This is a genomic window from Modestobacter sp. URMC 112 (assembly GCF_053502575.1).
Map to the genome: position 1 here is coordinate 122,456 of NZ_CP199957.1, position 24,068 is coordinate 146,523.

Sequence of the window (24,068 nt, forward strand, 5' to 3'; positions counted from 1 at the left end):
TCAGCCCGCCGTGATGGCGTTGACGTCGATCTGCTTGTTCGGGCTGTACGCGACGCCCTGGATCGACGAGCCGAAGCCGAGGATCTTGTTCGGCTGCGTCACCGGGATCAGCGACGCGTCCTCGCGCATGGCCTCGAGGGCCTGCACCGCCGTGGCCACCCGGGCCTCCTCGTCCGTGGCGGCGAGGTACTGCTGGTACAACGCCTCACCCTCGGGCAGCGAGGCCTTCACCCGGCCGACCACCAGGCCCTCGTCCCGGCCGAAGATGTCCAGGTACGTGGCCGTGTCGATGTAGTCCGGCGCCCACAGGGACGTGGTCAGGCCCAGCGAGCCCTCCCGGAACGCGGCGATCCACTGGTCGTACTCGACCGGCCGGAGCGTCAGGGTGATGCCCACCTCGGAGAGGTCGGCCTGCAGCTTCTCCCACAGCGTGGTCAGCGGGATGCCGTACAGCGTCTGGTTGGCGAAGGTCACCTCCAGCTGCAGGTCGGTCACGCCCGCCTCGGCCAGCAGGTCACGGGCCGCCTGGGGGTCGGTCTGCACGGGCTCGACCTCGTCGGTGCCCTGCAGGCCCAGCGGGGCCACCGCCGCCGGCCGCGGGGCGCCACCGGCCAGCCCCGAGCTGATGCCCTCGTAGTCCACCGCCAGCTGGATCGCCTTCCGGACGCGGACGTCGGCCAGCTGCGGGGCGTTGGGGGCGGCGTTGTTCAGCGCCAGGTAGATCAGGTTCAGGGACGGGGTCGAGGTCACCGAGACCGCGGAGCTGCCCTCGAGCGCCTTGGCCGTGTCGGGGTCCAGGTCCATCGCGATGTCCAGGTCGCCCCGCTCCAGCAGCTGTCGCTGGGTCGCGGACTCCCGGATGTCGAGCACGGTCACCTGCTCGAAGGCCGGCTCCTCGCCCCAGTAGTCCGGGTTGCGGGTGAACGTCAGCTGCTCGTTGCGGTTCCAGCTGTCCAGCACGTAGGGACCGGTGCCGATCGTGTTCTCGTCCAGGAAGGCCTGGGCCTTGTCCGCGGTCGGTGCCGACGCGTCCGCGACGCCGCCGTTGGCGGTGAGCTCGTCCCCGTCCAGCACCACGAGGTAGGGCGCGGCGAGCTTGGAGAGGAAGGCGCTGTCCGGCCCGGTGAGGGTGAACTGCACCGTCCCGTCGTCCACCGCGGTGATGGCCGAGACGGTGTCGAGCAGGAAGGCCGGCGGGCCGGCGAAGTAACGCAGCCGGTCGAAGCTGGTGACCACGTCCTGCGCCGTCAGCTCCTTGCCGGTCGAGAAGGTCACGCCCTCGCGCAGCGTGAAGGTGTACTGGGTGGCGTCCTGGTTGACCTCCCAGGACTCGGCGAGCCGGGGCACCACCTGGGTCGGGTCGGCGCTGTCGACGTCGACCAGCATGTCGCCGTAGAGCGGGTGGACCAGCTGCGAGGCGTCGGCGATCTCGGTCGCCGGGTCCAGCGTGGAGAGGTCGCCCAGCGCGATCCCGATCCGGAGGTCCGAGGTCTCGGCCTCGGCCGGCGCACTGGACTCGCCCCCGCCACCCCCGCAGGCAGCCAGGGCGACGGTGGCGACCAGGGCGGTCACCAGTCCCCCAGCGCGACGACGCACGGCACTCGACATCTGACCTCCTGGGGGGTGCTTGCTTTGGGGCAATGAGTATCCCTATGGTCAGTGTGACGTCAACCACCCTGGACCCCGTCCTCACAGGAGCCGACGATGCAGGGAACGACCAGCCAGGTGGTGCCCGACGACGCTGCCGTGAGCCCCCCGGCCGCCCCGCGGGGCGATGCCGAGGCGGATGCCGCGCTGATCGCCCGGCTGGAGGAGAAGGCCCGGTTCATCCGGACCGAGACCGTGCGGCTGGCCCGTATCGCCGGGGCCGGGCACTACTCCTCGGTCTTCTCCGCCGCCGAGCTGCTCGCCGTCCTCTACTACGACCAGCTGCGGCTGGACCCCCGGCAGCCGCAGCGTCCCGACCGCGACCGGCTGGTGCTGGGCAAGGGGCACATCGCCATCGGCCTGTACCCGGTGCTGGCCGACCTGGGGTACTTCCCGCCCTCGGACCTGGACACCTACACCCGGCTGGGCAGCCCCTTCGGTGACCACCCGGACATGAAGAAGGTCCCCGGCGTCGACTTCAGCTCCGGGTCGCTGGGCCACGGGCTGTCCGTAGCCACCGGGATGGCGCTGGCCGGGCGGGTCTCCGGCCTGGCCTACCGGTCCTGGGCCCTGCTCGGGGACGGCGAGCTGTGCGAGGGGCAGGTGTGGGAGGCGGCGATGACCGCCAGCCACTACCGGCTGGGCCGGCTGGTCGCCGTGGTCGACGCGAACCAGCTGTCCATCGACGGCTTCACCTCCGACGTGATGGCGGTGGAGCCGATCGAGGAGCGCTTCCGGGCCTTCGGCTGGCAGACCCGCCGGGTCGACGGGCACGACGTCGCCGCCTTGCGGGACTGCCTGCGCGCCCTCCCCGACTCCGACGACGGCCCGCCGCAGCTGGTGGTGGCCGACACCGTGAAGGGACGCGGGGTGGCCCGGATGGAGCTGAGCCCGGACTGGCACGTGGGCAACCTGGAGGGCCAGGACTACGACGACGTGCTGGCCGAGCTCGCCGCCGGCCTGCGGCCCCGACCGGCGGGAGGCGCCCGATGAGCACCACCGAGGAGACCGGCACCCTGCCCGAGGGCCTGGCCCCCGACTCCGCCACCAGCCAGGACCAGTCGGAGATCTTCAACGGCACGGCGCAGCGGAACGCGCTGAAGGACACCCGGTCCAGCGACGGCACCGACGTCCGGGCCATCCCGGCCTTCGTCTTCGGGGAGGAGCTCGCCGACCTCGCCGACGTCGACCCGAGGGTCGTCGTCCTCACCGCGGACCTGGCCCGGGCCAACCGGGCCACCGACTTCGCCGCCCGGCACCCGGGCCGGTACGTCAACGTCGGCATCGCCGAGAAGAACATGATCACCGTCGCCGCGGGCATGGCCAGCTGCGGCTACGTGCCGTTCGCGGCCACCTTCGCCTCCTTCGCGGCGCTGCTGGGCTGCGAGCAGATCCGCACCGACTGCGCCTACCCGCGGATGCCGGTGCGGATCGTCGGCCACCACTCCGGCATGTCGATGGGCTTCTACGGCACCAGCCACCACAGCCTCGAGGACCTCGGCATCATGCGCAGCATCGCCGACCTCACCGTCGTCTGCGCCACCGACGCCAACCACCTGCGGGCGGTGCTGCGGGCCTCGCTGGACCACCCCGGCGCGATGTACGTCCGGCTGGGCCGGGGTCGCGACCCGGAGGTGTACCCGGAGGTCCCCGAGCTGCGGATCGGGACCGCGATCCGGCTGCGCGAGGGCACCGACCTGACCATCCTGTCCACCGGCACCCAGGTGCGGGCCTGCCTGGACGCCGCGGAGCTGCTGGCAGCCGCCGGGGTGTCCACCCGGGTGGTGGACGTGTTCACGGTCAAGCCGCTGGACGTGGCCGAGGTGCTGGCCGCGGCCGGGGAGACCGGCGCCGTCCTCACCGTGGAGGAGGGCAACGTCAGCAACGGGCTGGGCACCGCGGTGGCCGAGGTGCTGGTGGAGTCCGGCGCCGGCGGGGTCCGCTTCCGGCGGCACGGCATCCCCGACGAGCACGTGCCGGTCGGGCCGCCGGCCGCGCTGTACGCCCACTACCGACTCGATGCCGCCGGCGTGGCCGCCGTCGCCCAGGAGCTGCTGCGATGACCACCGTGGAGAACCGGCTGACCGGCGACGCCACCCTGCGCGCCCGCGCCCGCGCCGTCATCCCCGGCGGCATGTACGGGCACATGGACGCCGGGAGCCTGCCCCCGGGCTACCCGCAGTTCATGGCCGGCGGCGAGGGCGCCTGGCTGCGCGACGTCGACGGCAACGACTACGTCGACTTCATGTGCGGCTGGGGACCGGTCGTGCTGGGCCGCCGGCACCCGCGGGTGGAGGAGGCCGTCGCCGCCCAGCTCGCCCAGGGCGACTGCTTCAACGGCCCGGGGCCGGTCATGGTCGAGCTGGCCGAGCTGCTGGTCGACACCCTGCCGCACGCCGACTGGGCGATGCTGGCCAAGAACGGCACCGACGCCACCACCGCCTGCGTGACCATCGCGCGGGCCGGCACCGGACGGCGCCGGGTGCTCGTCGCCCGCGGCGCCTACCACGGGGCCGCGCCGTGGTGCACGCCCCGGCCGGCGGGGGTGCTCCCCGAGGACCGTGCCCACCTGGCGCACTTCGAGTACAACGACGTGGCGTCGCTGCGCGCGGCGGTGGCCGAGGCCGGGGACGACCTGGCCGCCGTCGTGGTCTCCCCGGTCCGCCAGGACGTCCGCCGGCACCAGGAGCTGGCCGACCCCGCCTTCGCCCGGGCCGCCCGCGAGCTGTGCGACGCCGCCGGGGCGGCGCTGATCGTCGACGACGTCCGGTGCGGGTTCCGGCTCGACCTGCGCGGCAGCTGGGCTCCGCTGGGCGTGGAGCCCGACCTGTCCGCCTGGTCCAAGGCCATCGCCAACGGCCATCCCCTGGCGGCGGTCACCGGGACCGACGCGTTCCGCGAGGCCTCCTCCAGCATCTACGTGACCGGCTCGTTCTGGTACACCGCGGCGCCGATGGCGGCCGCGGTGGCCACCATCACCGAGCTCCGGGACACCGACGCGCTGCCCCGGATGGCCGCCGCCGGACAGCAGCTGCGCGACGGCCTGGCCGCGCAGGCGGTGGCGCACGGCTTCGACGTCACCCAGACCGGCCCGGTGCAGATGCCGCTGCTGAGCTTCGCCGGGGACACCGACCTGGCGCTGGCCACGGCCTTCGCGGGCGAGGCCGTGCGGCGGGGCGTCTACCTGCACCCCTGGCACAACTGGTTCACGTCCGCGGCGCACTCCCCCGAGGTGGTCGCCCACGCCCTCGAGCGCACCGACGAGGCGTTCGCCGCCCTCGCCCACCGGCACCCGTGACGGCCGGCACGACCGGTCGCCGCACCACGGAACGCCGCACCCCGGCACCCCGCGCCGGCACCTGGCGGAACTGGGCCGGCAACCAGCGGGTCCGCCCGGCCGTCGTGGTCCGTCCGCGGGACGCCGGCGAGGTCGCCGAGGCGGTCACCGCCGCGGCCGCCGCCGGGCAGCGGGTCAAGGCGGTGGGCAGCGGGCACTCGTTCACCGCCATCGCCGTCGCCGAGGACGTCCAGCTCGACCTCTCCGCGCTGTCCGGGCTGGAGTCGGCCGACCGGCGGACCGGCCTGGTCACCGTGGGGGCGGGCACGCCGCTGCACCTGCTCAACCGGCTGCTGGACCAGCTCGGGCTGGGGCTGTCCAACCTCGGCGACATCGACCGGCAGACCGTGGCCGGGGCGCTGTCCACCGGCACGCACGGCACCGGGCGGGCGCTGGGCGGGCTGGCCACCCAGGTCCGCGGGCTGGAGCTCGTGCTCGCCGACGGCTCGCTGGTCTCCTGCAGCGCGACCGAACGGCCCGAGCTCTTCAGCGCGGCGCGGGTGGGCCTGGGCGCCCTCGGGGTCGTCACCGCGGTGACCCTGCAGGCCGAGCCGGCGTTCGTGCTGCACGCCCAGGAACGCCCGATGTCCTATGGCCGGGTGGTCGAGGAGATCGACGACCTGGTGGCGGCCAACGACCACTTCGAGTTCTTCTGGTTCCCGCACACCGAGCGCACGCTCACCAAGCGGAACAACCGGGTGCCGGGCGGGACGACCAGCCCGCTGCCGCCGGTGCGGACGTTCCTCGAGGACGAGGTGGTGGGCAACACGGTGCACGGCCTGGCCTGCCGGCTGGGGCGGGCGCGGCCGGCGTGGGTGCCGCGGATCAACGGCGCCATGGCCCAGCTGCTCGGCGACCGCGAGTACACCGACGTCTCGCACCGGGTCTTCGTCTCCACCCGCCGGGTGCGGTTCCTGGAGATGGAGTACGCCGTCCCCGCGGCCGCCGTGCGGGAGGCCCTGGCCGGCATCCGCCGGGCGGTCGACGTGGGGGGCTTCCGGGTGTCGTTCCCGGTCGAGGTCCGGTTCACCGCCGGGGACGACGTCCCGCTGTCGACGGCCTACGGCCGGGACACCGCCTACCTGGCCGTGCACATGGCCGTCGGCGAGCCGTACCAGGGCTACTTCGACGCGGTGGAGCAGGTGATGGGAGTCCTCGACGGCCGTCCGCACTGGGGCAAGCTGCACTCCCAGGACGCCGCCGCGCTGCGCACCCGGTACCCGCGCTTCGACGAGTTCCTCGCCGTCCGGGACGCCTGCGACCCCGACGGCCGGTTCGCCAACGCCCACCTCGACCGGGTCCTCGGCCCGCCAGGGGCCTGAGCCGTGCCCTCCGCCGACCCGGCCGTGCTGTCGGACCTGCAGACCCCGGCCCTGGTCGTCGACGCCGGGCTGGTGCAGGCCAACCTGGCGACGATGAGCGCGGCGTTGCCCGGCGCCCGGCTCCGGCCGCACGTCAAGGCGCACAAGAGCACGGCGCTGGCCCGGCAGCAGGCGGCGCGCGGCCACACCGCCTTCACCTGCGCCACCGTCGCCGAGGTGGAGGGGATGGCCGCCGCGGGGCTGGGCGCGGACCTGCTGCTGGCCAACGAGGTCCTGGACGCCCGCCGGCTCGGGGCGGTGGTGGCCGGCGGCTCGCGGGTCACCGTCGCCGTCGACTCCGCGGAGACCGTGGACGCGGCGGCCCGGGGCGGCGTCCGGGAGGTGCTGGTCGACGTCAACATCGGCCTGCCCCGGTGCGGGTGCGCCCCGCGGGACGCCGCCCGCATCGCCGACCTGGCCCGGGCCCGGGGCCTCGCCGTCCGCGGGGTCATGGGCTACGAGGGCCACCTGATGATGGTCGAGCCCGCGGCCGAGCGGGGCCGGCTCACCGCCGAGGCGATGGAGCTGCTGCTCGGCGCGCACGCCGAGGTCGGCGGGGAGGTGGTCAGCGCGGGGGGCACCGGCACCTACGCGGAGAACACCGGTGCCACCGAGATCCAGGCCGGCTCCTACGCGCTGATGGACACCGCGTACGGGCGGCTCGGGCTGCCCTTCGCCCAGGCGCTGTCGGTGCTGGGCACGGTGGTGTCGGTGAGCCCCGGCTGGGCGGTGGCCGACTTCGGGCTGAAGTCGCTGGGCATGGACCACGGCAACCCGACGGTGCCCGGCGGCGAGGTGCTGTTCTGCAGCGACGAGCACACCACCTTCGTGCCGGCCGTCCCCGGGTCCGTGCGGGTCGGCGACCGGGTGCACGCGCTCCCGGCGCACGTGGACCCGACCGTGGCCCTGCACGAGGCGATGTGGGTGGCCGACGGCGAGACCGTCGTCGACCGGTGGGCGGTGGACCTGCGGGGCTGGTGACCCGGCCCGCCCGGGTCAGGGGACGAGCGGCTCCGCCGTCGCGAGGAAGTCCTCCAGGTGCGCCCAGTCGACGAGCCCGGCGTCGGACCCCAGGCCGCCGGCGACCAGCGTCGCGGCCGCGGTGGCCCGGCGCAGCGCCTCCCGCACCGGCAGCCCGCGCAGCGTCGCCACGACGAACCCGGCGGTGAACGCGTCGCCGCAGCCGGTGGTGTCCCGGACGTCGCAGCGCAACGCCGGGGTGTGCACGGTCTCGGCGGCGGAGACGTACAGGCTGCCCTCGGCGCCCAGCGTGAGCACCACCGCCGCGGCGCCGTCGCCGTGGAGCGCCGCGGCCGCGTCCGCCGGGTCGGTGCAGCCGGTCAGGCCGACGGCCTGGTCGAGGTTGGGCAGGAAGACGTCGACCATCGGCAGCAGGTCCCGGGTGCGCCGCGCCCGCGCCGCCTGGTTCCCGGACTGCACGTCCATCGTCACCAGCGGCCCCTCCCGGCGGACCCGGGTCAGCAGTACCTGCAGGTCGGCGGCGTCGAGGCCGGCCATGGTGTCCAGGCCGCCCAGGTGCACCGCGCGGGCGCCCGCCAGCGGCGTGAGGTCCAGCTCGGCCAGGGTCACCGCGGCGTTGGCGCCCGGGACGTGCAGGGCCGGGCGCTCGCCGTTGGACCGGATCGGCAGCATCGACGCCGAGGTCTGCGCCCGCGGGAGCCGGGTGAGTGCGCGGGTGTCCACGCCGTGCCCGCGGAGCAGCCCGGTGAGCAGGTCGCCGACCGTGTCGGTGCCGACCGCGCCGACCGTGGCGACAGTGGCGCCCAGCCGGGCCAGGTCGACCGCCACGCCGGCCGCCGTCCCGGCGGCGGTCATCCGGATCTCCTCCAGCAGGACGCTCGCCTGCCCGGGCGGGACGGCGTCGACCGGGCGACCCAGCACGTCCAGGACGTGCGTGCCGAGGGTGACGACGCTGATCGGGGCGGTCACGAGCGGTACCTCCTGAGCCGGGCCTGCTCCCGGGCGGCGGCCAGCTGGTCGTCGGTGAGCAGGGCCGGCTCGCCCACCTGACGCGCCCGCCACCACAGCTCACAGAGCCACTCCAGCCGGACGGTGTCGTCGTAGGCGGCGGCCAGCGTCGGGCCGACGGTCACCGCACCGTGGTTGCGCATCAGCGCGCCGGTCCGCCCGTCCAGCGCCGCGGCCACCCCGGCGGCCAGCTCGGCCGACCCGAACGTCGCGTAGGGGGCCACGCGCACCCGGCCGCCCAGCCCGTTGACCGCGTAGTGCACCGCCGGCAGCTCGTCGAGGACCAGGCCCACGGCGGTGGCGAAGCGGGAGTGGGTGTGCACGACCGCGGCCGCGTCCGGCGTGGAGGCGTAGACGGCCAGGTGCAGCGGGAGCTCGGAGGACGGGAGCCGGTCGGTCCTCCCGGCGTCCCGGACCGTGCCGTCCAGGCCGACCAGCACCAGGTCGGCCGGGGTCAGCCCGGTGTAGTCGACCGAGGACGGCGTGATCAGCACCGCGTCGCCGCAACGGACGCTGAGGTTGCCCGACGTCCCGGTGACCAGGCCCTCGGCCAGCATCCGGCGGGCCGTCCGGACGACGTCCTCGCGCGTCCCGGCCTGCTCCGCGTCGCCCATGAGGGCGTGGATGCTACCGATCACGATGCCGCAGCGGTCGGTCCGGGAGCCCCGGACGGGGCCCCGGGCTGGAGTAGGTTGCCCCGCATCGGCACCTCGACCCCCTCCCCGGCCGCGGTCGGCGTCCTCCCCCGGACGCCGATGTCCCTGGGCCGGGCGCTGTCCTGGCTGGCCGAGCAGGACCCCGACCGCGTCGCCGTCCGCGACCCGCGCCGCAGCCTGACCCGCCGGCAGCTGGACCGGGACAGCAACCGGCTGGCGCGCTGCTACGCCGACCTGGGCGTGCGGCAGGACGACCTGGTGCAGGTCGCGCTGCCCAACGGGATCGACTTCTACCTGGCCTGCGCCGCGGCCTGGAAGCTCGGCGCCACCCCGGCCCCGGTGGCCGCCACGCTGCCCGACGCCGAGCGCGCGGCGCTGCTCGAGCTCGCCGACCCGGCGCTGGTGGTGGGGACGACGACGGGGACGGGCGGGCGGCCGGCCCTGCCCGCGGGGTTCACCGCACCCCCCGACGTGTCCGACGCGCCGCTGCCCGACCGGGTGGCCGCGTCGTGGAAGGCGCCCACCTCCGGCGGCAGCACCGGCCGGCCGAAGATCATCCTGTCCGGGACCCCGGGCGTCGTCGACCCGACCACGCCCGCCGTCCCCTTCCTGCCGGTGGAGGGCGCCCAGCTGGTGCCCGGCCCGCTGTTCCACAACGGCCCGTTCATCTACTCCATGCGGGGCCTGTTCACCGGGCAGACGCTGACCGTGATGGACCGCTTCGACGCCGAGGAGGTGCTGCGGCTCGTCGAGGCCCACCGGATCACCTGGGTGCTGCTGGTGCCGACGATGATGCACCGGATCTGGCGGCTGCCCACCGAGGTCCGGGCGGCCTACGACCTGTCCAGCCTCCGGACGGTGCTGCACCTGGGTGCCCCCTGCCCGCCCTGGCTCAAGGAGGCCTGGCTGGGGTGGCTGGGTCCGGAGCGGGTGACGGAGGTCTACGCCGGCACCGAGTCCCAGGGCATCTCGGTCATCACCGGCCCGGAGTGGCTGGAGCACCGCGGGTCGGTGGGCCGGGCCGCGCTGGGCTCGCGGTTCCGGGTGCTCGGCCCGGACGGACAGGAGCTGCCGCCGGGGGAGGTCGGGGAGGTGTTCATGATGCCGGCCGGCGGACCGGGCTCCACCTACCGTTACCTGGGGGCGCAGGCCCGCTCGGTCGACGGCTGGGAGTCCCTCGGCGACCTGGGCCGGCTCGACGAGGAGGGCTACCTGTACCTCACCGACCGCAGCGCCGACGTCGTCCTGTGCGGCGGGGCGAACGTGTACCCGGCGGAGGTGGAGGCGGCGCTGGACGCGCACCCCGCGGTCCGGTCGAGCGCGGTCATCGGCCTGCCGGACGAGGACCTCGGTGAGCGCGTGCACGCGATCGTCGACGTGGGCGGCCGGGACGGCGACGTGGACGCCGAGGAGCTGCGGCGGCACGTCGCGGCGCGGCTGGTGGGCTACAAGGTGCCCCGGACGATCGAGCTGGTCCGGGAACCGCTGCGCGGGGACGACGGCAAGGTGCGGCGCAGCGCGCTGCGGGCGCAGCGGACGTCCTAGACCAGCCCCGGTCGACAGCGGTCCCACCCGGCGGTGGTCGTCAGTGCGCGAGGGTCGAGCAGGCCGGGCAGACGTCACGGGCGGGGACCGGCCAGCTCTGTTCGGTGCTCATCCGGACCAGGGACCCGCAGACGGTGGTCTCGCAGGCCCCCCGGCTCGCGCCGGCCAGCCGATCGAGCTCCACGGCGTGCCACAGGGCCGTCGTGGGCCCGAACGCCCGGCTACGGGCAGCGGCGTAGCGGGTCGTCGTCACGGAGCCCGCGGCCGGGGTGGGGAGCTCCACGGCGCCGGAGGACGGCGGGCCCGACGTCGCCGTCGGCCCCTCGGAGGCCGGTGACAGGCTCCGCGCGTCGGCTCCGATCGCTCGGGCCGCGCTGAAGGGGTCGTGACCAGCGGTGTCCACCGCCCGGGACATGTCCTGGAGCTCGCGGAGGGTGGTCGGCCGGAAGCGGCGGCCCGGGCGGCCCTTCTCCGGTGCCTGCAGGACGCGTACCGCGCGGCGGACCGGTCCGGTGACGGTGTGGACGATGGAGGCTGCTGCCCCGCACACGCCGAGCAGCCCGATCAGGCCGGCGAGGACCAGCGTGCTGCTCATCGTCCGCGTCGCCGTGGCTGAGCCGGCCCGGGGGACGCCGAGCGGACGTACCTCGGCCCGCAGAGGCCGGTCCAGCGACGGCGTGCGCCGAAGCTGGAGGGGGGCGTCGTCGGTCAGCGTCGGCGCGGTGTGGACGTCACCGGTGACCGCCTTGCGTGCCGCGTCGATGGCGGCCAGGTCGTCGTCCTGGCTGGTGACCGAGGAGCAGTGGCCCACGCACGCCGCGTCCACTGAGGCCCTCCTCGTGAGCAGCAGGAGCGACATGCGGGCGAGGACGAAGGCGATGAGCAGTGTCGTGCCGGTCCGCCTGTCGGAGGACGTCGAGCGGGCGGCGCGGGCGCGGGGCGGCGGGGGGACCGAAATGGCCATTGTCTTTCCCTCATCGTGAGGCAGTGGCCCTCTGCGTCATTGCGAAGGCCGGGCACTCCAGGGCGCCCGCGATGAGGATGCGCCCGGGACGGAAGTGACTCCTGGGAACACGCCACGCACTTTATCCAATTGTTGCAACGGGCAGAAATGCGCCCGGTCGACTTGTCGTCGAATGTTCTTTCTTGATCCGTTCGATCGCTCTCACCGTCGACCGGGAACCGCCATGGACCATTTCTCCTGTACGGGTGAATGGCCTTTTCGGAGGCCTGCCGGGAGGAGATGCGTCGGGAGCCTCGCCCGAGTGCCTGTCGCGGCAGGACGAGGACGCGACGACGATGCGGCACGAGTTGCTCCCGCCGAGGAGCCGGCCTGTCCACGACGACGTGTGCACGACGGGGCAGACCGGCTGGACACACTGCGGCCGCATCAGCGGACGAGCTGCGGACCGCGGCGTACTGGGGGCCCGTCGGAGGCTCCGTCACAGGCCCCTGACCGCGGCCGGTCCGCACGGGTGGTGAGTGGAGACGAGGGGAATCGAACCCCTAACCCCCGCCTTGCAAAGGCGGTGCTCTGCCAATTGAGCTACGTCCCCGAGGTGGTGGTGCGGCGGGCCGCACCGGGCGTCACGGCCGGGGGTTGCTGACCGCTCCCGGCCCGCGGGTGGCCTCGGCCCACAGGTCGGCCTCGCCCTTGCCGGTGCTGCGCTTGCGGACGGCGGCCACCGCACCGGCGGCGAGTGCCGCCAGGGCCAGCTTCTTCAGCACGCGGGGTGACCTCCTCGAACGGTGTCGGTCGCCGCGGCCGCGGCGACCGGTGTCCGTCGCCGCGGCGCCGTCGTCCGGTCACCGGTGCACGGGTGGGCCTGGGAGGACTTGAACCTCCGGCCTCATCCTTATCAGGGATGCGCTCTAACCGTCTGAGCTACAGGCCCGTGGACCGAGGAAGAGCTTACCTGGCCGGGGTGCGGGGCCTTCCTGCAGGGGCCCGCCGCGAGCTGGCGAGCGGTGGGGGGGCAGGGTCAGGCCCCGTCCCGAGGCTCGCCCCGAGCGTGCGAGGGGTGAGGAGGGCGGTCGGCCCTCCTACAGGGGCCCGCCGCGAGCTGGCGAGCGGTGGGGGGTAGGAGGGTCCTTCCTCTCACTCACGCTCGGAGAGGGTGACCTCCACGCCGCCGACCAGGTCCGAGCAGAGGTTGTAGACCACCGCGCCGACCGTGCACAGCGCCGTCAGCAGCACGATGTTCACCAGGCCGATCACCGCGGCACCACCGAAGACGACGCCCGCGGTGATGACCTCGCTGCCCCCCGCGGCCTCGCCCCCCTCTGCGGAGACGCTGCCCAGCTGCCCGAACAGGTTGTTGAGCGTGTCGAACACCCCGAGGCCGTTGAGCACCCCGAACAGGACGCCGACGGCCACCATCCAGACGAAGAACAGGGCGATGGAGACGACGAGGGAGATCTTCAGCGCCGACCAGGTGTCGATGTGCCGCAGCTGCAGCCGCGCCCGGCGGGGACCGCGGCCGGCGGTGCCGCGCGCCTTGCCGCCGCCGCCGGTCTTGGCACCGGAGGGGCGCTGGGCAGCCGCCGCCGCGCCGGCTGCGCCGGCCGGGCCGGCCGCGTTCGCCGGGCCGACCGCGACGGTGTTGTCGGCTCCGGCGGGCCGGGAGGGGGCACCGGAGGGCCGGGAGCCCACGTCGGGGCCGCCGGCCGCGCCGCCGGCGGGCTCCTCGGCTGCGGACCGGGGACCGGCGCCGGGCGGACCGGCGACCGGACCGACTCCCGCCGAGCTCACCGGACCCGTGCTCGCCGGGCGGGCGTCGTCCGCCGGCGGGCCGGCCGGGGCCTCGACCACCCTGGCGTCGTCCCGGAAGCCGGTACGCACCGCACCCCTCGTCCGGTCGCTCATGCCTGTCTCCCGTCCCCCAGCGGCGTGTGCCGCTTCGCTGTGGCCGTCGCCGGGCAGGCGTCGCGCCGGTCAGTGCCGTGGTCGTTGCACACCCGTGACCTGGGACGACAGGACCCGGTCACGGGTGCGGCATCGGCCTCAGCCTAGGCGTCGGGCTCGTCGTTGTCCGTCGTACGCGCGATCGCCACGATCGAGACGTCCTCAGGCAAGTTCATGAGCTTGACGCCCATGGTGGCCCGGTCCCGGGTGTGCCGCACGCCGTTGACCGGCGTCCGGATGACGCCGCCCCCGGAGGTGATCGCGTACAGCTCGTCGCCGAGCACGACGGCCAGGGCGCCGACCAGCGCGCCCTTGCGCGCCTTCGGGTCGGCGGTGAGCACGCCCTTGCCGCCGCGGTTCTGGTCCGGGTAGTGCTCGATGCCGGTGCGCTTGGCGTAGCCGCCCTCGGTGGCCACCAGCACGTCGACGCCCTCCTGGACGACGATCATGGACAGCAGGGTGTCGTCGTCGGACAGCGAGATCCCCCGCACGCCCTCCGTCGCCCGCCCCATCGGCCGCAGCTGCTCGTCGTTGGCCTTGAAGCAGATGGACATGGCCTTGCGGGTGACCAGCAGCAGGTTCTGGTCCGGGCTGATCAGCGCGGCGCCGACCAGCTCGTCGTTCTCCCGCAGGTTGATCGCGATGACGCCGCCGCTGCGGGGGGAGTCGAAGTCGGTGAGCCGGGTCTTCTTCACCTGGCCCCGCGCGGTGGCCAGCACCAGGTACGGCGCCACCGAGTAGTCCTTGATCTGGATGACCTGGGCGATCTTCTCGTCCGGCTGGAAGGCCAGGATGTTGGCCACGTGCGCGCCGCGGGCGTTTCGGGCGGCCTCGGGCAGCTCGTAGGCCTTGGCCCGGTAGACCCGGCCCTTGTTGGTGAAGAACAGGATCCAGTCGTGGGTTGAGCCCACGAAGAACTGCTGCACCAGGTCGTCCTGCTTGAGCGTGGCGCCCATGACGCCCTTGCCGCCGCGGCGCTGGCTGCGGTAGAGGTCGCTCTTGGTGCGCTTGGCGTACCCGGTGCGGGTGATCGTGACGACCACCTCCTCCTGGGCGATGAGGTCCTCCATGGACACGTCACCGTCGTTGGCCACGAACTGGGTGCGCCGGTCGTCGCCGTACTTCTCCACGATCTCGGCCAGCTCGTCGCGGATGATCTGCCGCTGCCGCGCGGGGGAGTCCAGGATCGCCAGCAGGTCGGCGATCCGGGCCTCGATCTCGGCCAGCTCGTCGAGGATCCGCTGCCGCTCCAGGGCGGCCAGCCGGCGCAGCTGGAGGTCCAGGATCGCGACGGCCTGGATCTCGTCGACGTCCAGCAGCTCCATCAGGCCGGTGCGCGCGGCCTCCGCGGACTCGCTGCGCCGGATGAGGGCGATGACCTCGTCCAGGTGGTCCAGGGCCTTGGCGTAGCCGCGCAGGATGTGGGCGCGCTCCTCGGCCTTGCGCAGCCGGTAGCGGGTGCGCCGGACGATGACCTCGATCTGGTGGGCCACCCAGAGCCGGACCAGCTCGTCGAGCCGCAGCGTCCGGGGGACGCCGTCGACGATGGAGAGCATGTTGCAGCCGAAGGTGGTCTGCAGCTGGGTGTGCTTGTAGAGGTTGTTCAGCACGACCTTGGCGACCGCGTCCCGGCGCAGCGTGATCACCAGCCGGCGGCCGACCCGGTCGCTGGACTCGTCGGCGATCTCGCTGATGCCCTGCAGCCGGCCGTCCCGGACGGCGTCGGCGATCGCCTCGGCCAGGTTGTCCGGGTTGACCTGGTAGGGCAGCTCGGTGACCACCAGCTGCACCCGGCCGCGGGCGTCCTCCTCGACGGTGACCACGGCCCGCATCCGGACCGAGCCGCGCCCGGTGCGGTAGGCGTCCTCGATGCCCTCGCGGCCGACGATGAGGCCGTGCGTCGGGAAGTCGGGGCCCTTGACCCGCTGCATGCAGGCGGCGAGCGCCTCCTCAGCCTCGGCCTCGGGGTGCTCCAGCATCCAGAAGACGGCGTCGGCGACCTCGCGCAGGTTGTGCGGCGGCATGTTGGTGGCCATGCCGACCGCGATCCCGGCCGAGCCGTTGACCAGCAGGTTCGGGATGCGCGACGGCAGGACCAGCGGCTCGAGGTTCTTGCCGTCGTAGTTGGGCTGGAAGTCGACGGTGTCCTCGTCGATGTCCCGCAGCATCTCCATGGCCAGCGGCGTCAGCCGGGCTTCGGTGTTGTGGCTGACGAACCCGTTGGTGAGGAAGGAGTGGTCGTCGCTCTCCACCTTCAGGGAGAAGACCGGCGCCCGCCCGGCGTCCACCACGGAGGCGACCTCGGCGTAGTGGAAGCGGCCGTCGACCAGCGGGGCCACGACCGCGAGCGCCTCGGCGTTGGTGATGCGGGCCTCGATCAGGTCGCGGTCGCGTTCCCACCGCTCCACCCGGTCGATGTTGTGGCGGCGCAGCCAGTCGCGCTCGGTCCAGCGGTCGGCACCGGTGGCACGGAGGAACTCGGCGACGAACGGCACGTGGTCGGCCGACATCGCGGTGGACGTCACCGGCACCTGAGCCAGCTCGGTCTGCAGCTTCTGCTGCTTCCGGCCGAGGAACCCGACGTTCGCGGCGAACAACCGGGCATCCCGGCGGTTGGTGACGACCACCTTGATCTCGCCGCCCTCGTACCGGCAGAGGCTGGAGACGACGCCGAACTCCAGCAGCAGCTGCTGGACCTCGCGGGCCAGCCGGTCGCTGCGGGTCGAGTAGCTGATCTGGATGGTGTTGCGCGGCAGCAGCGATGAGGAGCCGTCGCCCTCGAACAGCGCCTGCAGAAAGACCCGCCGGGTGCCGGTGGTGGACTGCCAGATGAACGCCGGGACCGCCTTGGCCGCGCTGCGCTGACCGGTCATCTCGGCGAGGTCGGTCCGGCGCAGAGCCGTCAGGTCCTGGACGTCGAGCTCGTGCAGCGTGCTGCCGGACGCGATGACCCGGGACGACACGTACCGCGCTCCACCGACGTGCCGGTCGTAGGCGGACAGGACAGCGTCGAAGTAGTCGCGGTCGACGTTGTTGAAGCCCGCCCGCCGATCGGAGACCCATCCCTCGCTCACGAAGGCGCCGGCCAGCAGCGCGGCATCGGCGTCGCCGGTCGACGGGACGTCGACCTCCTCGCGGGGCTGGCGCTGGAGGACGACGCGGTCGCCCGGTCGGACCTCGTCCAGCAGCTTCCACTGCAGGGTGGGGACTCCGAGCACGCTGACCAGGCAGAGCACCGGGTGGTTGCCGGTGCCGGTCAGCTCGAAGCCACCGGTGGTGGTCAGCTTCGTGACCGGGTGCACGCCGGAGTGGAAGAGCGTGCTGGCCAGCACGGGATCGCCGTTGCGGTCGAGCACCTTGAGGCCGAGCTCACGCTCGCTGTTCGGGGCCATGCCCTCGGCGAGCTCGTCCAGGGTGACCGTGCCCTCGACCGTTCGGACGAGCGTGTTCCCGGTGACGCAGTAGCGCATGGCCGCGGCCGGGTCGTTGCCCGGTGACCCGAAGTTGCCCTGGCCGTCGATCAGCGGGTAGCGCATCGCCCAGGGCTGGGCCAGCCGCACCAGGGCGTCGTAGATCGACGAGTCACCGTGCGGGTGGTAGTTGCCCATCACCTCGCCGACCACGCGGGCGCACTTGACCGTCGCCCGGTCCGGGCGGAAGCCCTGGTCGAACATCGCGTACAGCACCCGGCGGTGCACCGGCTTGAGGCCGTCGCGCACGTCGGGGAGCGCGCGGCCGACGATGACCGACATCGCGTAGTCGATGTAGCTGCGCTGCATCTCCTGCTGGAGGTCGACCGGCTCGACGCGGTCGCGGCTGGGTGTCTCGGTCACGGTTTCTCTCTCCGGAGGGGTCGTGCGTCAAGGCGAGTACGTCAGTGGCCCCCCTGCAGGGGCCCGCCGCGAGCTCGCGAGCGGCGGGGGGCAGGGGGGTCCTTCCTCAGACGTCGAGGAAGCGGACGTCCTTGGCGTTGCGGGTGATGAAGCTGCGCCGGGCGACGACGTCCTCGCCCATGAGCACGCTGAACAGCTCGTCCGCGGCGGCGGCGTCCTCGAGGGTGACCTGCGACAGGATCCGGGACTCCGGGTTCATCGTGGTCTCCCACAGCTCCTTGGCGTCCATCTCGCCCAGGCCCTTGAACCGCTGGATGGCGTCGTCCTTGGGGAGCTTCCGGCCGGCCTCGGCGCCGGCCTTGAGCACGGCGTCGCGCTCGCGGTCGGTGTAGACGTACTCGTCCCCGAACTTGCCACCCCACTTGATCTTGTACAGCGGCGGGTTGGCCAGGTAGACGAAGCCGCCCTCGACCAGCGGGCGCATGAACCGGAACAGCAGGGTCAGCAGCAGCGTGCGGATGTGCTGGCCGTCGACGTCGGCGTCGGCCATCAGCACGATCTTGTGATAGCGGAGCTTGGTGACGTCGAACTCGTCGTGGATGCCGGTGCCGAAGGCGGTGATCATCGACTGGACCTCGGTGTTCTTCAGCACCCGGTCGATACGCGCCTTCTCGACGTTGATGATCTTCCCGCGGATCGGCAGGATGGCCTGGAACATCGAGTCGCGCCCGGACTTCGCCGACCCGCCGGCCGAGTCGCCCTCGACGATGTAGACCTCGGAGTTGCGCGGGTCACTGGAGCGGCAGTCGGCCAGCTTGCCCGGCAGCGAGTTGTTGCTGAGCAGGTTCTTGCGGGCCAGCTTGCGGGCGTCCTGGGCGGCGCGGCGGGCCCGGGCCGCCGACGCGGCCTTGGTGATGATGGTCTTGGCCTCGCCCGGGTTGGACTCGAACCAGTGGCTGATCTGGTCGTTGCAGACCTTCTGCACGAAGCCCTTGACCTCGGTGTTGCCGAGCTTGGTCTTCGTCTGGCCCTCGAACTGCGGGTCGCCGAGCTTCACCGACACGATGGCCGCCAGGCCCTCGCGGATGTCGTCGCCGGTGAGCTTGTCGTCCTTCTCCTTGAGCAGCTTCTTGTCCACCGCGTACTTGTTCACGATGGAGGTCAGCGCCGCACGGAAGCCCTCCTCGTGGGTGCCGCCCTCATGGGTGTTGATGATGTTCGCGAAGGTGTGCACCGACTCGGAGTAGGCATCCGACCACTGCATCGCCACTTCCAGCGACATCGCCGTGTCGTTCTTGCCGACGCCCTCCGCGGAGAAGCTGATCACCGAGCGGTGGATCGGGCTCTTGCGGCGGTTGATGTGGGTGACGTAGTCGACCAGGCCGCCGTCGTAGCGGTAGGTGACCTCGGTCGGCTCGAAGGCCTCGCTCTCGTGCCCGGCGGCCGGGGCCTCCTCGGCGACCGAGGTCTCGTCGGCCAGGCCGGTGTCGGCCTTGCCGTGCCCGGGACGCTCGTCGCGCAGCACGATGGTCAGGCCCCTGTTGAGGAAGGCCATCTCCTGGAGCCGGCGGTTGATCGTGTCGAACGAGTAGACCGTCGTCTCGAAGATGGACGGGTCGGCCCAGAAGGTGATCGACGTGCCGCGCCTGTCGGTGGGGCCGACCTCCTGGAGCGGGCCGGGCTTGGCCTCGGCGTACCGCTGCCGCCACTCGGTGCCCTTGGTCCAGATGGTCACGTCCAGCTCGGTGGACAGCGCGTTGACCACGGTGACGCCGACGCCGTGCAGACCACCGGAGACGCCGTAGCTCTTGCCGTCGAACTTGCCGCCGGCGTGCAGGATCGTCAGGACGACCTCGACCGTGGGCCGCTTCTCGACCGGGTGCATGTCGACCGGGATGCCACGGCCGTTGTCCTCGACCCGGACACCGCCGTCGGCCAGCAGGGTCACCTTGACCGTGTCGCAGTACCCGGCCAGCGCCTCGTCCACGGCGTTGTCCACGACCTCCCACACCATGTGGTGCAGGCCGCGCTCGCCGGTGGAGCCGATGTACATGCCGGGGCGCTTGCGGACCGCCTCCAGACCCTCGAGGACGGTGATCGAGCTGCCGGAGTAGGTGTTCTCGGCTGCCGGGGTGCTGGGTGCTGCGACCACTGGGGGCCCTTCTCTCGCGCAGCCGCAGCCGGGCGCGCGGTACCGACGACGGAGGCGGCGGGGCGCAGAGCGGCTCTCAGCGGGCTGCTGGCGGTGTGTCGCCTCCAGCTTACCGGGTGGTGACGACAGGACCTCGCGTTCCACGCCCTGACGTCGCGCCAGAGCCTCTCCCGGAACACGCGTTACCACCCGTGTTGCCCCCCGGCCCGACACGCCGTCCTGGGTCCGCTGAGCGGTGAGCTGGTCACGCCCCTCGCAGCGGCCCGCGCCGAGCGGAGCGAGGGGTGGGGGGCGATGGGGTCCTTCCTCAGTTCACCGGGCCGCCCTTGGTGAACCGCTCGGGGTCGAGCGCCGGGACCGCCGGGCCGGTGCGCCGGTTGATCAGCACCGTGACCCCCCAGAGGACGACGCCGATGGCCAGCAGCACGCCCGCGATCCGGTACTGCTCGGTCGGCCGGCCGGCCCACGGCGTGGCCAGGAACGCACAGGCCAGCGCACCGACGACGGGCAGCACGGTCGGGGTGCGGAAGTGGTCGGCGTCGACCGGGTCCTTGCGCAGCACCAGCACCGCCACGTTGACCACGGTGAACACGATCAGCAGCAGCAGCGCGGTGGTGCCGCCCAGCGCCGGCACCGCGCCGACGAACGTGATCAGCCCGAAGGCCAGCGCGGTGGTGAACAGGATCGCCGTCGTCGGCGTGCGCCGCTTCGGGTGGACCTTGCCGAGCAGCGGCGGCAGCACGTGCTGGCGGCTCATCCCGTAGACCAGCCGGCTGGCCATCAGCATGTTGATCAGCGCCGAGTTGGCGACGGCGAACATGGTGATCACGCCGAACAGGCCGATCGGGAAGCCCGGGGCACCGGCCTCGACCACCTGCAGCAGCGGGGTGTCGCCCTGACTGAGCTCGTCGGCGGGCACCAGCGCGATCGCCGAGATCGACACCAGCACGTAGATCAGGCCGGTGGCCAGCAGGCCGGCGAGCAGCACCTTGGGGAAGATCTTCCGTGGCTCCTTGCACTCCTCGGCCATGTTGACCGAGTCCTCGAAGCCCACCATCGCGAAGAACGCCAGGCCGGTCGCGGCGATGACCCCACCGACCACCGAGCGGTCACCGGTGTCGAACTCGGTGACGCGGGAGAAGTCGCCCTCGCCCAGCCCCAGGGCCCACAGGCCCACGCCGATCACGATGAGCAGCCCGGACAGCTCCACGCAGGTGAGCACCACGTTGGTCTTGACGCTCTCGCCCACCCCGCGGTTGTTGATCGCCGCCACCAGGCCCATGAACCCCAGCCCGATCAGCGTGATCCCGATGCCGTCCTCGATGCGCAGGCCGAACACGCTGGCCGCGTTGGCGCTGAAGGCCCGGGCCGCCGTGGACGCCGAGGTGATCCCGGAGCTCATCACCGCGAAGGCGACCAGGAACGTCACGAAGTGGATGCCGAAGGCCTTGTGCGTGTACAGCGCCGCGCCGGCGGCCTGCGGGTACTTGGTGACCAGCTCCAGGTAGCTGAAGGCGGTGACCAGCGCGACCAGGAAGGCGACCAGGAACGGCAGCCACACCACCCCGCCCACCTGTGCGGCGACCTGGCCGGTGAGCGCGTAGATGCCGGTGCCCAGGATGTCGCCGACGATGAAGAGCAGCAGCAGGCCCGGGCCCATCACCCGCTTGAGGCTGGGCTGACCGTCGACGGTCAGCTCGTCGGTGCGCACGGTGTCGGCCATCGGGGCCTCCAGCGAGAGGGTGTCCGGGACGACCGTCGTTGGCCGGTGCCGTGATCGTCGTGCCCCCCGGACACGCTGTCCACCCCGCAGCTCGTTCCACGTGGAACCAGACAGAGGGTCCTGCTTCAGGCGAGCAGCTGGGCCTCGGCGAGCTCCCGGTACAGCGGGCTGCTGTCCAGCAGCTCCGCGTGGGTGCCGACCGCGGTCACCCGTCCGCCGTCCAGCACCACGATCTGGTCGCTGTCCAGCACCGTGGACAGCCGGTGGGCGACCACCAGCAGCGCCCGGTCGGCGGACGCGGCGGCCAGCGTCCGGCGCAGCAGGCCCTCGTTGCGGGCGTCCAGGCTGGCCGTCGGCTCGTCCAGCAGCAGCAGCGCGGGGGAGGCCAGCAGCGACCGGGCGATGGCCAGCCGCTGCCGCTCCCCGCCGGACAGCAGCACCCCGTCGTCCCCGACCGCGACGTCCAGGCCGCGCGGGGAGCGCTGCACCACCCCGGTCAGGCCCACCTCGGCCAGCACCGCCCACAGCCGCTCCTCCGGGGTGTCCGGTGCGGCGAGCAGCAGGTTCTCCCGGATGGTGCCCGCCAGGACCGGCGCCTCCTGCTCGACGTAGCCGATCCGGGCCCGCAGCGCCGCCCGGGGCAGCTCGCGCACGTCGGTGCCGGCCCAGCGGACGACGCCGCCGGACAGCGGGTAGAAGCCCTCGACCAGCGCCAGCACCGTGGACTTCCCTGCGCCCGACGGTCCGACCAGCGCCGTCCGGCTGCCGGCGGGCACGGTGAAGGACACCCCACGAAGCACCGTCGTCCCGTCCGGGTAGCCGAAGTCCACGCCGGACAGCTCCAGCAGCGGCACCGGGTCGCCCGCCGCGGGCACCCGGGGCCAGACGCCGGCGGACGGCCGCTCGGGCCGCTCGTCGTGCTCGGGGTCCAGCGCGAGGACCTCCTGGACCCGGGCCAGCGCGCCCAGCCCGGTCTGCAGCTGGGTCCAGGAGCCGATCAGCCGGCCCAGCGGCATGACCAGCAGGAGCAGGTACAGGATGAAGGCCACCAGGTCGCCGACGGAGATGGAGCCCGTGGCCACCCGGTAGCCGCCCAGGCCGAGGACGGCGAGGAACGCGCCCTGCACCGCGATCGAGCCGGCCGGGGCCACCAGCGCCTCCAGCCGGGCGACCCGGACGCCGGCGGTGAAGGCGCGCTCGGCGCTCAGGCCGACCGCGGCGACCTCCCGGGCGGTGGCACCGCTGGCCCGGATGGTGCGCACCGCCGACAGCGCCCGCTCCACCGCGGCGCTCATCGCGCCGACCTCCTCCTGCGCCTGGCGGGAGTACGCCCGGACCCGGCGGGCGGCGACCACCGCGGTGGTGACGCCGACGCCGACGGCCAGCACGGTGACCAGCAGCAGCCAGACGTCGACCAGCGCCATGGCGACCAGGGCACCCACCCCGACCACGACCGACCCGACGATCTCCACCACGCCGCTGGTCACCGCGGCGCGCAGCAGTGTGGTGTCCGAGCCGACCCGCGACATCAGGTCCCCGGTGCGCCGGCGGTCGTACTCGGCGACCGGCAGCCGCAGCAGACGGTCCACCAGGCGCCGCCGGGTGGACAGCACCACGCCCTCGGCGGTGCGCTGCAGCAGGTACTGCTGGCCCGCGCCCAGGACGGCGGCGGCGACCAGGACGGCGACGAGCAGCACCACGCCGGGCAGCACCGCCCGCCCCTCCCCGACCGCGGAGATCACCCGGCCGATCACCGCGGGCTGGGCGAGGGCGGCGGCGGCCGAGACGAGCGACAGTGCCGCCGCACCGGCCAGCGCCCGGCGGTGCGGGTGCAGCAGCGGCAGCAGCTCGCGCAGCCCGGCGGTCGGCGGGGCGCCGTCCTCCGCGGCGGTCAGGGCCGCACCGGCTCAGCCGGCCACGGCCAGCGCACCGACCACCACGGACAGCACCCGGGCGTGGTGCTCGACCAGCTGCGGGCGGTGCCCGTCCGGCCGGATCGCGGCCACGAACCCGGCGGCCGACCAGAGCTCGTCGCCGTCGTCGGTCCCCAGCAGCAGCTGCCGGACCACCGGGTCCTCGACCAGCCGGCGCACCTGCGGCCCGTCGGCGGCGGCCAGCAGCACCCAGCGGGTGTCGAACTCGGCGTCGCCGCTGGGGACCTGCAGCAGACCGCCGGTGCCGTGCTTCCACAGCCGGGCGGGCGACAGCCGGAAGGCCGGCGCCTCGCCCAGCACCGGCGCCGCGGTCACCGCCCACTGCGGCACCTGGTACCGCCCCGAGGCGTAGACGACGTCGAAGGCCACCAGGTCCAGCCCCATCCCGCGGCCGCGCAGCACGTTGCCCGGCCGGTGGTCTCGGGTGGGCCGCACCGGCGCCGACCGGACCAGCTCGGCGAGCGGCCCGTCCTCCGGAGCGGTGCCGTCCGAGGGCACCCAGCCGTGGTGCAGCCCCCAGGCCTGCAGCCCCACCGGGTCGTCCTCGCGCCGGAACACCTGCTCGAGCTCCGTCGGCCGGCGGGGGCGGCGCGGACCGCCGAACAGCCCGCGCCGACCGGCCCGCGGGTCCTGCTCGGTGTCCGGGGCCGCCTCGCCCTGCCGCTCGTCGCCGACCGGGGCCTCCCAGCCCGGGTCCGGGCGCTGCTCCGGTGCGGGCGCCGCCGCAGACGGCACGGCAGGGGGCACGGCAGGCGGGACCGGCCCGTCGGGCCCGCCCCGCGGCCGGTCTGGCTCGACGGCCGGCAGGTCCCAGCCCGGCGGCTGCCAGGCCGACGAGCCGGACGAACCGGACGACGGGCCGGCCGGCTCGCCGGTGCCGTCGTCGGGGCGTCCCAGGTGGGCCGGCTCCTGCCAGCCCTGACCGTCCCGGCCGGCGTCCCCGGTCTCGTCCCGGTCGCCGTCCCGTGGGCTGCTCATCGCGTCCC

17 protein-coding genes and 2 tRNA genes are annotated in these 24,068 nt (G+C 73.6%); 6 read left to right on the top strand and 13 right to left on the bottom strand.

Features of this window, described 5'->3' with window-relative positions; all coding sequences use genetic code 11:
• Nucleotides 1–1,608 carry an ABC transporter substrate-binding protein gene (locus tag ACWIX6_RS00605; RefSeq protein WP_448614908.1) on the bottom strand — a complete coding sequence of 536 codons (1,608 nt, stop codon included), beginning with the start codon at nt 1,606–1,608 and terminating at the stop codon, nt 1–3.
• A gap of 96 nt (nt 1,609–1,704) precedes the next feature.
• On the opposite strand from ACWIX6_RS00605, the gene ACWIX6_RS00610 reads away from it, so the two are divergent.
• From ACWIX6_RS00610 to ACWIX6_RS00630, 5 genes are read left to right on the top strand one after another with little or no spacing between them, the layout of a single operon-like run.
• Nucleotides 1,705–2,640: a transketolase gene (locus tag ACWIX6_RS00610; RefSeq protein WP_448614909.1), complete on the top strand. Its 936-nt coding sequence runs from the start codon at nt 1,705–1,707 to the stop codon at nt 2,638–2,640.
• Nucleotides 2,637–3,710: a transketolase family protein gene (locus tag ACWIX6_RS00615; RefSeq protein ID WP_448614910.1), complete on the top strand. Its 1,074-nt coding sequence runs from the start codon at nt 2,637–2,639 to the stop codon at nt 3,708–3,710. The genes ACWIX6_RS00610 and ACWIX6_RS00615 overlap by 4 nt, the downstream gene beginning before the upstream one ends.
• Entirely contained in the window at nt 3,707–4,945 is a 1,239-nt protein-coding gene (locus ACWIX6_RS00620) for an aminotransferase class III-fold pyridoxal phosphate-dependent enzyme (RefSeq protein ID WP_448614911.1), read from the top strand. Before ACWIX6_RS00615 ends, ACWIX6_RS00620 begins: the two co-directional genes overlap by 4 nt.
• Entirely contained in the window at nt 4,942–6,306 is a 1,365-nt protein-coding gene (locus tag ACWIX6_RS00625; protein WP_448614912.1) for a D-arabinono-1,4-lactone oxidase, read from the top strand. The genes ACWIX6_RS00620 and ACWIX6_RS00625 overlap by 4 nt, the downstream gene beginning before the upstream one ends.
• 3 nt (nt 6,307–6,309) lie before the next feature.
• The gene (locus tag ACWIX6_RS00630; protein ID WP_448614913.1) at nt 6,310–7,326 is read left to right on the top strand and encodes an alanine racemase; all 1,017 of its coding nucleotides are present in this window, start codon (nt 6,310–6,312) and stop codon (nt 7,324–7,326) included.
• A 15-nt stretch (nt 7,327–7,341) separates the two neighbouring features.
• Here the strand turns inward: ACWIX6_RS00630 and ACWIX6_RS00635 are convergent, their stop codons facing one another.
• Both ACWIX6_RS00635 and ACWIX6_RS00640 read right to left on the bottom strand, forming a co-directional pair.
• Complete coding sequence (locus tag ACWIX6_RS00635) at nt 7,342–8,295, bottom strand: carbohydrate kinase family protein (RefSeq protein ID WP_448614914.1); 954 nt, start codon at nt 8,293–8,295, stop codon at nt 7,342–7,344.
• Entirely contained in the window at nt 8,292–8,948 is a 657-nt protein-coding gene (locus ACWIX6_RS00640; RefSeq protein WP_448614915.1) for a class II aldolase/adducin family protein, read from the bottom strand. The genes ACWIX6_RS00635 and ACWIX6_RS00640 overlap by 4 nt, the downstream gene beginning before the upstream one ends.
• Nucleotides 8,949–9,026: 78 nt before the next feature.
• On the opposite strand from ACWIX6_RS00640, the gene ACWIX6_RS00645 reads away from it, so the two are divergent.
• Nucleotides 9,027–10,535, top strand: coding sequence for an AMP-binding protein (locus tag ACWIX6_RS00645; protein WP_448614916.1), 1,509 nt, complete (start codon nt 9,027–9,029; stop codon nt 10,533–10,535).
• 40 nt (nt 10,536–10,575) lie between these two features.
• Here the strand turns inward: ACWIX6_RS00645 and ACWIX6_RS00650 are convergent, their stop codons facing one another.
• The 10 genes from ACWIX6_RS00650 to ACWIX6_RS00695 all read right to left on the bottom strand — a co-directional run bounded on the left by ACWIX6_RS00650 (nt 10,576) and on the right by ACWIX6_RS00695 (nt 24,060).
• The gene (locus ACWIX6_RS00650) at nt 10,576–11,361 is read right to left on the bottom strand and encodes a HAMP domain-containing protein (RefSeq protein WP_448614917.1); all 786 of its coding nucleotides are present in this window, start codon (nt 11,359–11,361) and stop codon (nt 10,576–10,578) included.
• A gap of 657 nt (nt 11,362–12,018) precedes the next feature.
• Nucleotides 12,019–12,091, bottom strand: a tRNA-Ala gene (locus tag ACWIX6_RS00655).
• A 31-nt stretch (nt 12,092–12,122) separates the two neighbouring features.
• Nucleotides 12,123–12,263, bottom strand: coding sequence for a DLW-39 family protein (locus ACWIX6_RS00660; RefSeq protein ID WP_448614918.1), 141 nt, complete (start codon nt 12,261–12,263; stop codon nt 12,123–12,125).
• Between the two features lie 93 nt (nt 12,264–12,356).
• Nucleotides 12,357–12,430: transfer RNA gene (locus tag ACWIX6_RS00665), tRNA-Ile, on the bottom strand.
• 203 nt (nt 12,431–12,633) lie between these two features.
• Nucleotides 12,634–13,401 carry a DUF3566 domain-containing protein gene (locus ACWIX6_RS00670; RefSeq protein ID WP_448614919.1) on the bottom strand — a complete coding sequence of 256 codons (768 nt, stop codon included), beginning with the start codon at nt 13,399–13,401 and terminating at the stop codon, nt 12,634–12,636.
• Between the two features lie 143 nt (nt 13,402–13,544).
• A complete protein-coding gene (gene gyrA / locus ACWIX6_RS00675) occupies nt 13,545–17,273 on the bottom strand; it encodes an intein-containing DNA gyrase subunit A (RefSeq protein WP_448614920.1) in 3,729 nt (1,242 codons plus the stop codon).
• A 106-nt stretch (nt 17,274–17,379) separates the two neighbouring features.
• Nucleotides 17,380–19,425, bottom strand: a complete 2,046-nt coding sequence (gene gyrB / locus ACWIX6_RS00680) for a DNA topoisomerase (ATP-hydrolyzing) subunit B (protein ID WP_448614921.1) — start codon at nt 19,423–19,425, stop codon at nt 17,380–17,382.
• Between the two features lie 307 nt (nt 19,426–19,732).
• Nucleotides 19,733–21,148 (bottom strand): APC family permease, encoded by a 1,416-nt coding sequence (locus ACWIX6_RS00685; protein WP_448614922.1) that lies wholly within the window; start codon nt 21,146–21,148, stop codon nt 19,733–19,735.
• A gap of 125 nt (nt 21,149–21,273) precedes the next feature.
• Nucleotides 21,274–23,043 (bottom strand): ABC transporter ATP-binding protein, encoded by a 1,770-nt coding sequence (locus tag ACWIX6_RS00690; protein ID WP_448617024.1) that lies wholly within the window; start codon nt 23,041–23,043, stop codon nt 21,274–21,276.
• A 12-nt stretch (nt 23,044–23,055) separates the two neighbouring features.
• Nucleotides 23,056–24,060, bottom strand: coding sequence for a hypothetical protein (locus ACWIX6_RS00695; protein ID WP_448614923.1), 1,005 nt, complete (start codon nt 24,058–24,060; stop codon nt 23,056–23,058).
• Between the last annotated feature and the right edge of the window lie 8 nt (nt 24,061–24,068).

Excerpts from the sequence above, each read along its gene's own strand:
- ACWIX6_RS00605 (WP_448614908.1), bottom strand. The coding sequence starts at position 1,608 with ATGTCGAGTGCCGTGCGTCGTCGCGCTGGGGGACTGGTGACCGCCCTG.
- ACWIX6_RS00670 (WP_448614919.1), bottom strand. The coding sequence starts at position 13,401 with ATGAGCGACCGGACGAGGGGTGCGGTGCGTACCGGCTTCCGGGACGAC.
- ACWIX6_RS00685 (WP_448614922.1), bottom strand. The coding sequence starts at position 21,148 with ATGGCCGACACCGTGCGCACCGACGAGCTGACCGTCGACGGTCAGCCC.
- ACWIX6_RS00695 (WP_448614923.1), bottom strand. The coding sequence starts at position 24,060 with ATGAGCAGCCCACGGGACGGCGACCGGGACGAGACCGGGGACGCCGGC.
- ACWIX6_RS00610 (WP_448614909.1), top strand. The coding sequence starts at position 1,705 with ATGCAGGGAACGACCAGCCAGGTGGTGCCCGACGACGCTGCCGTGAGC.
- ACWIX6_RS00615 (WP_448614910.1), top strand. The coding sequence starts at position 2,637 with ATGAGCACCACCGAGGAGACCGGCACCCTGCCCGAGGGCCTGGCCCCC.
- ACWIX6_RS00640 (WP_448614915.1), bottom strand. The coding sequence starts at position 8,948 with ATGGGCGACGCGGAGCAGGCCGGGACGCGCGAGGACGTCGTCCGGACG.
- ACWIX6_RS00620 (WP_448614911.1), top strand. The coding sequence starts at position 3,707 with ATGACCACCGTGGAGAACCGGCTGACCGGCGACGCCACCCTGCGCGCC.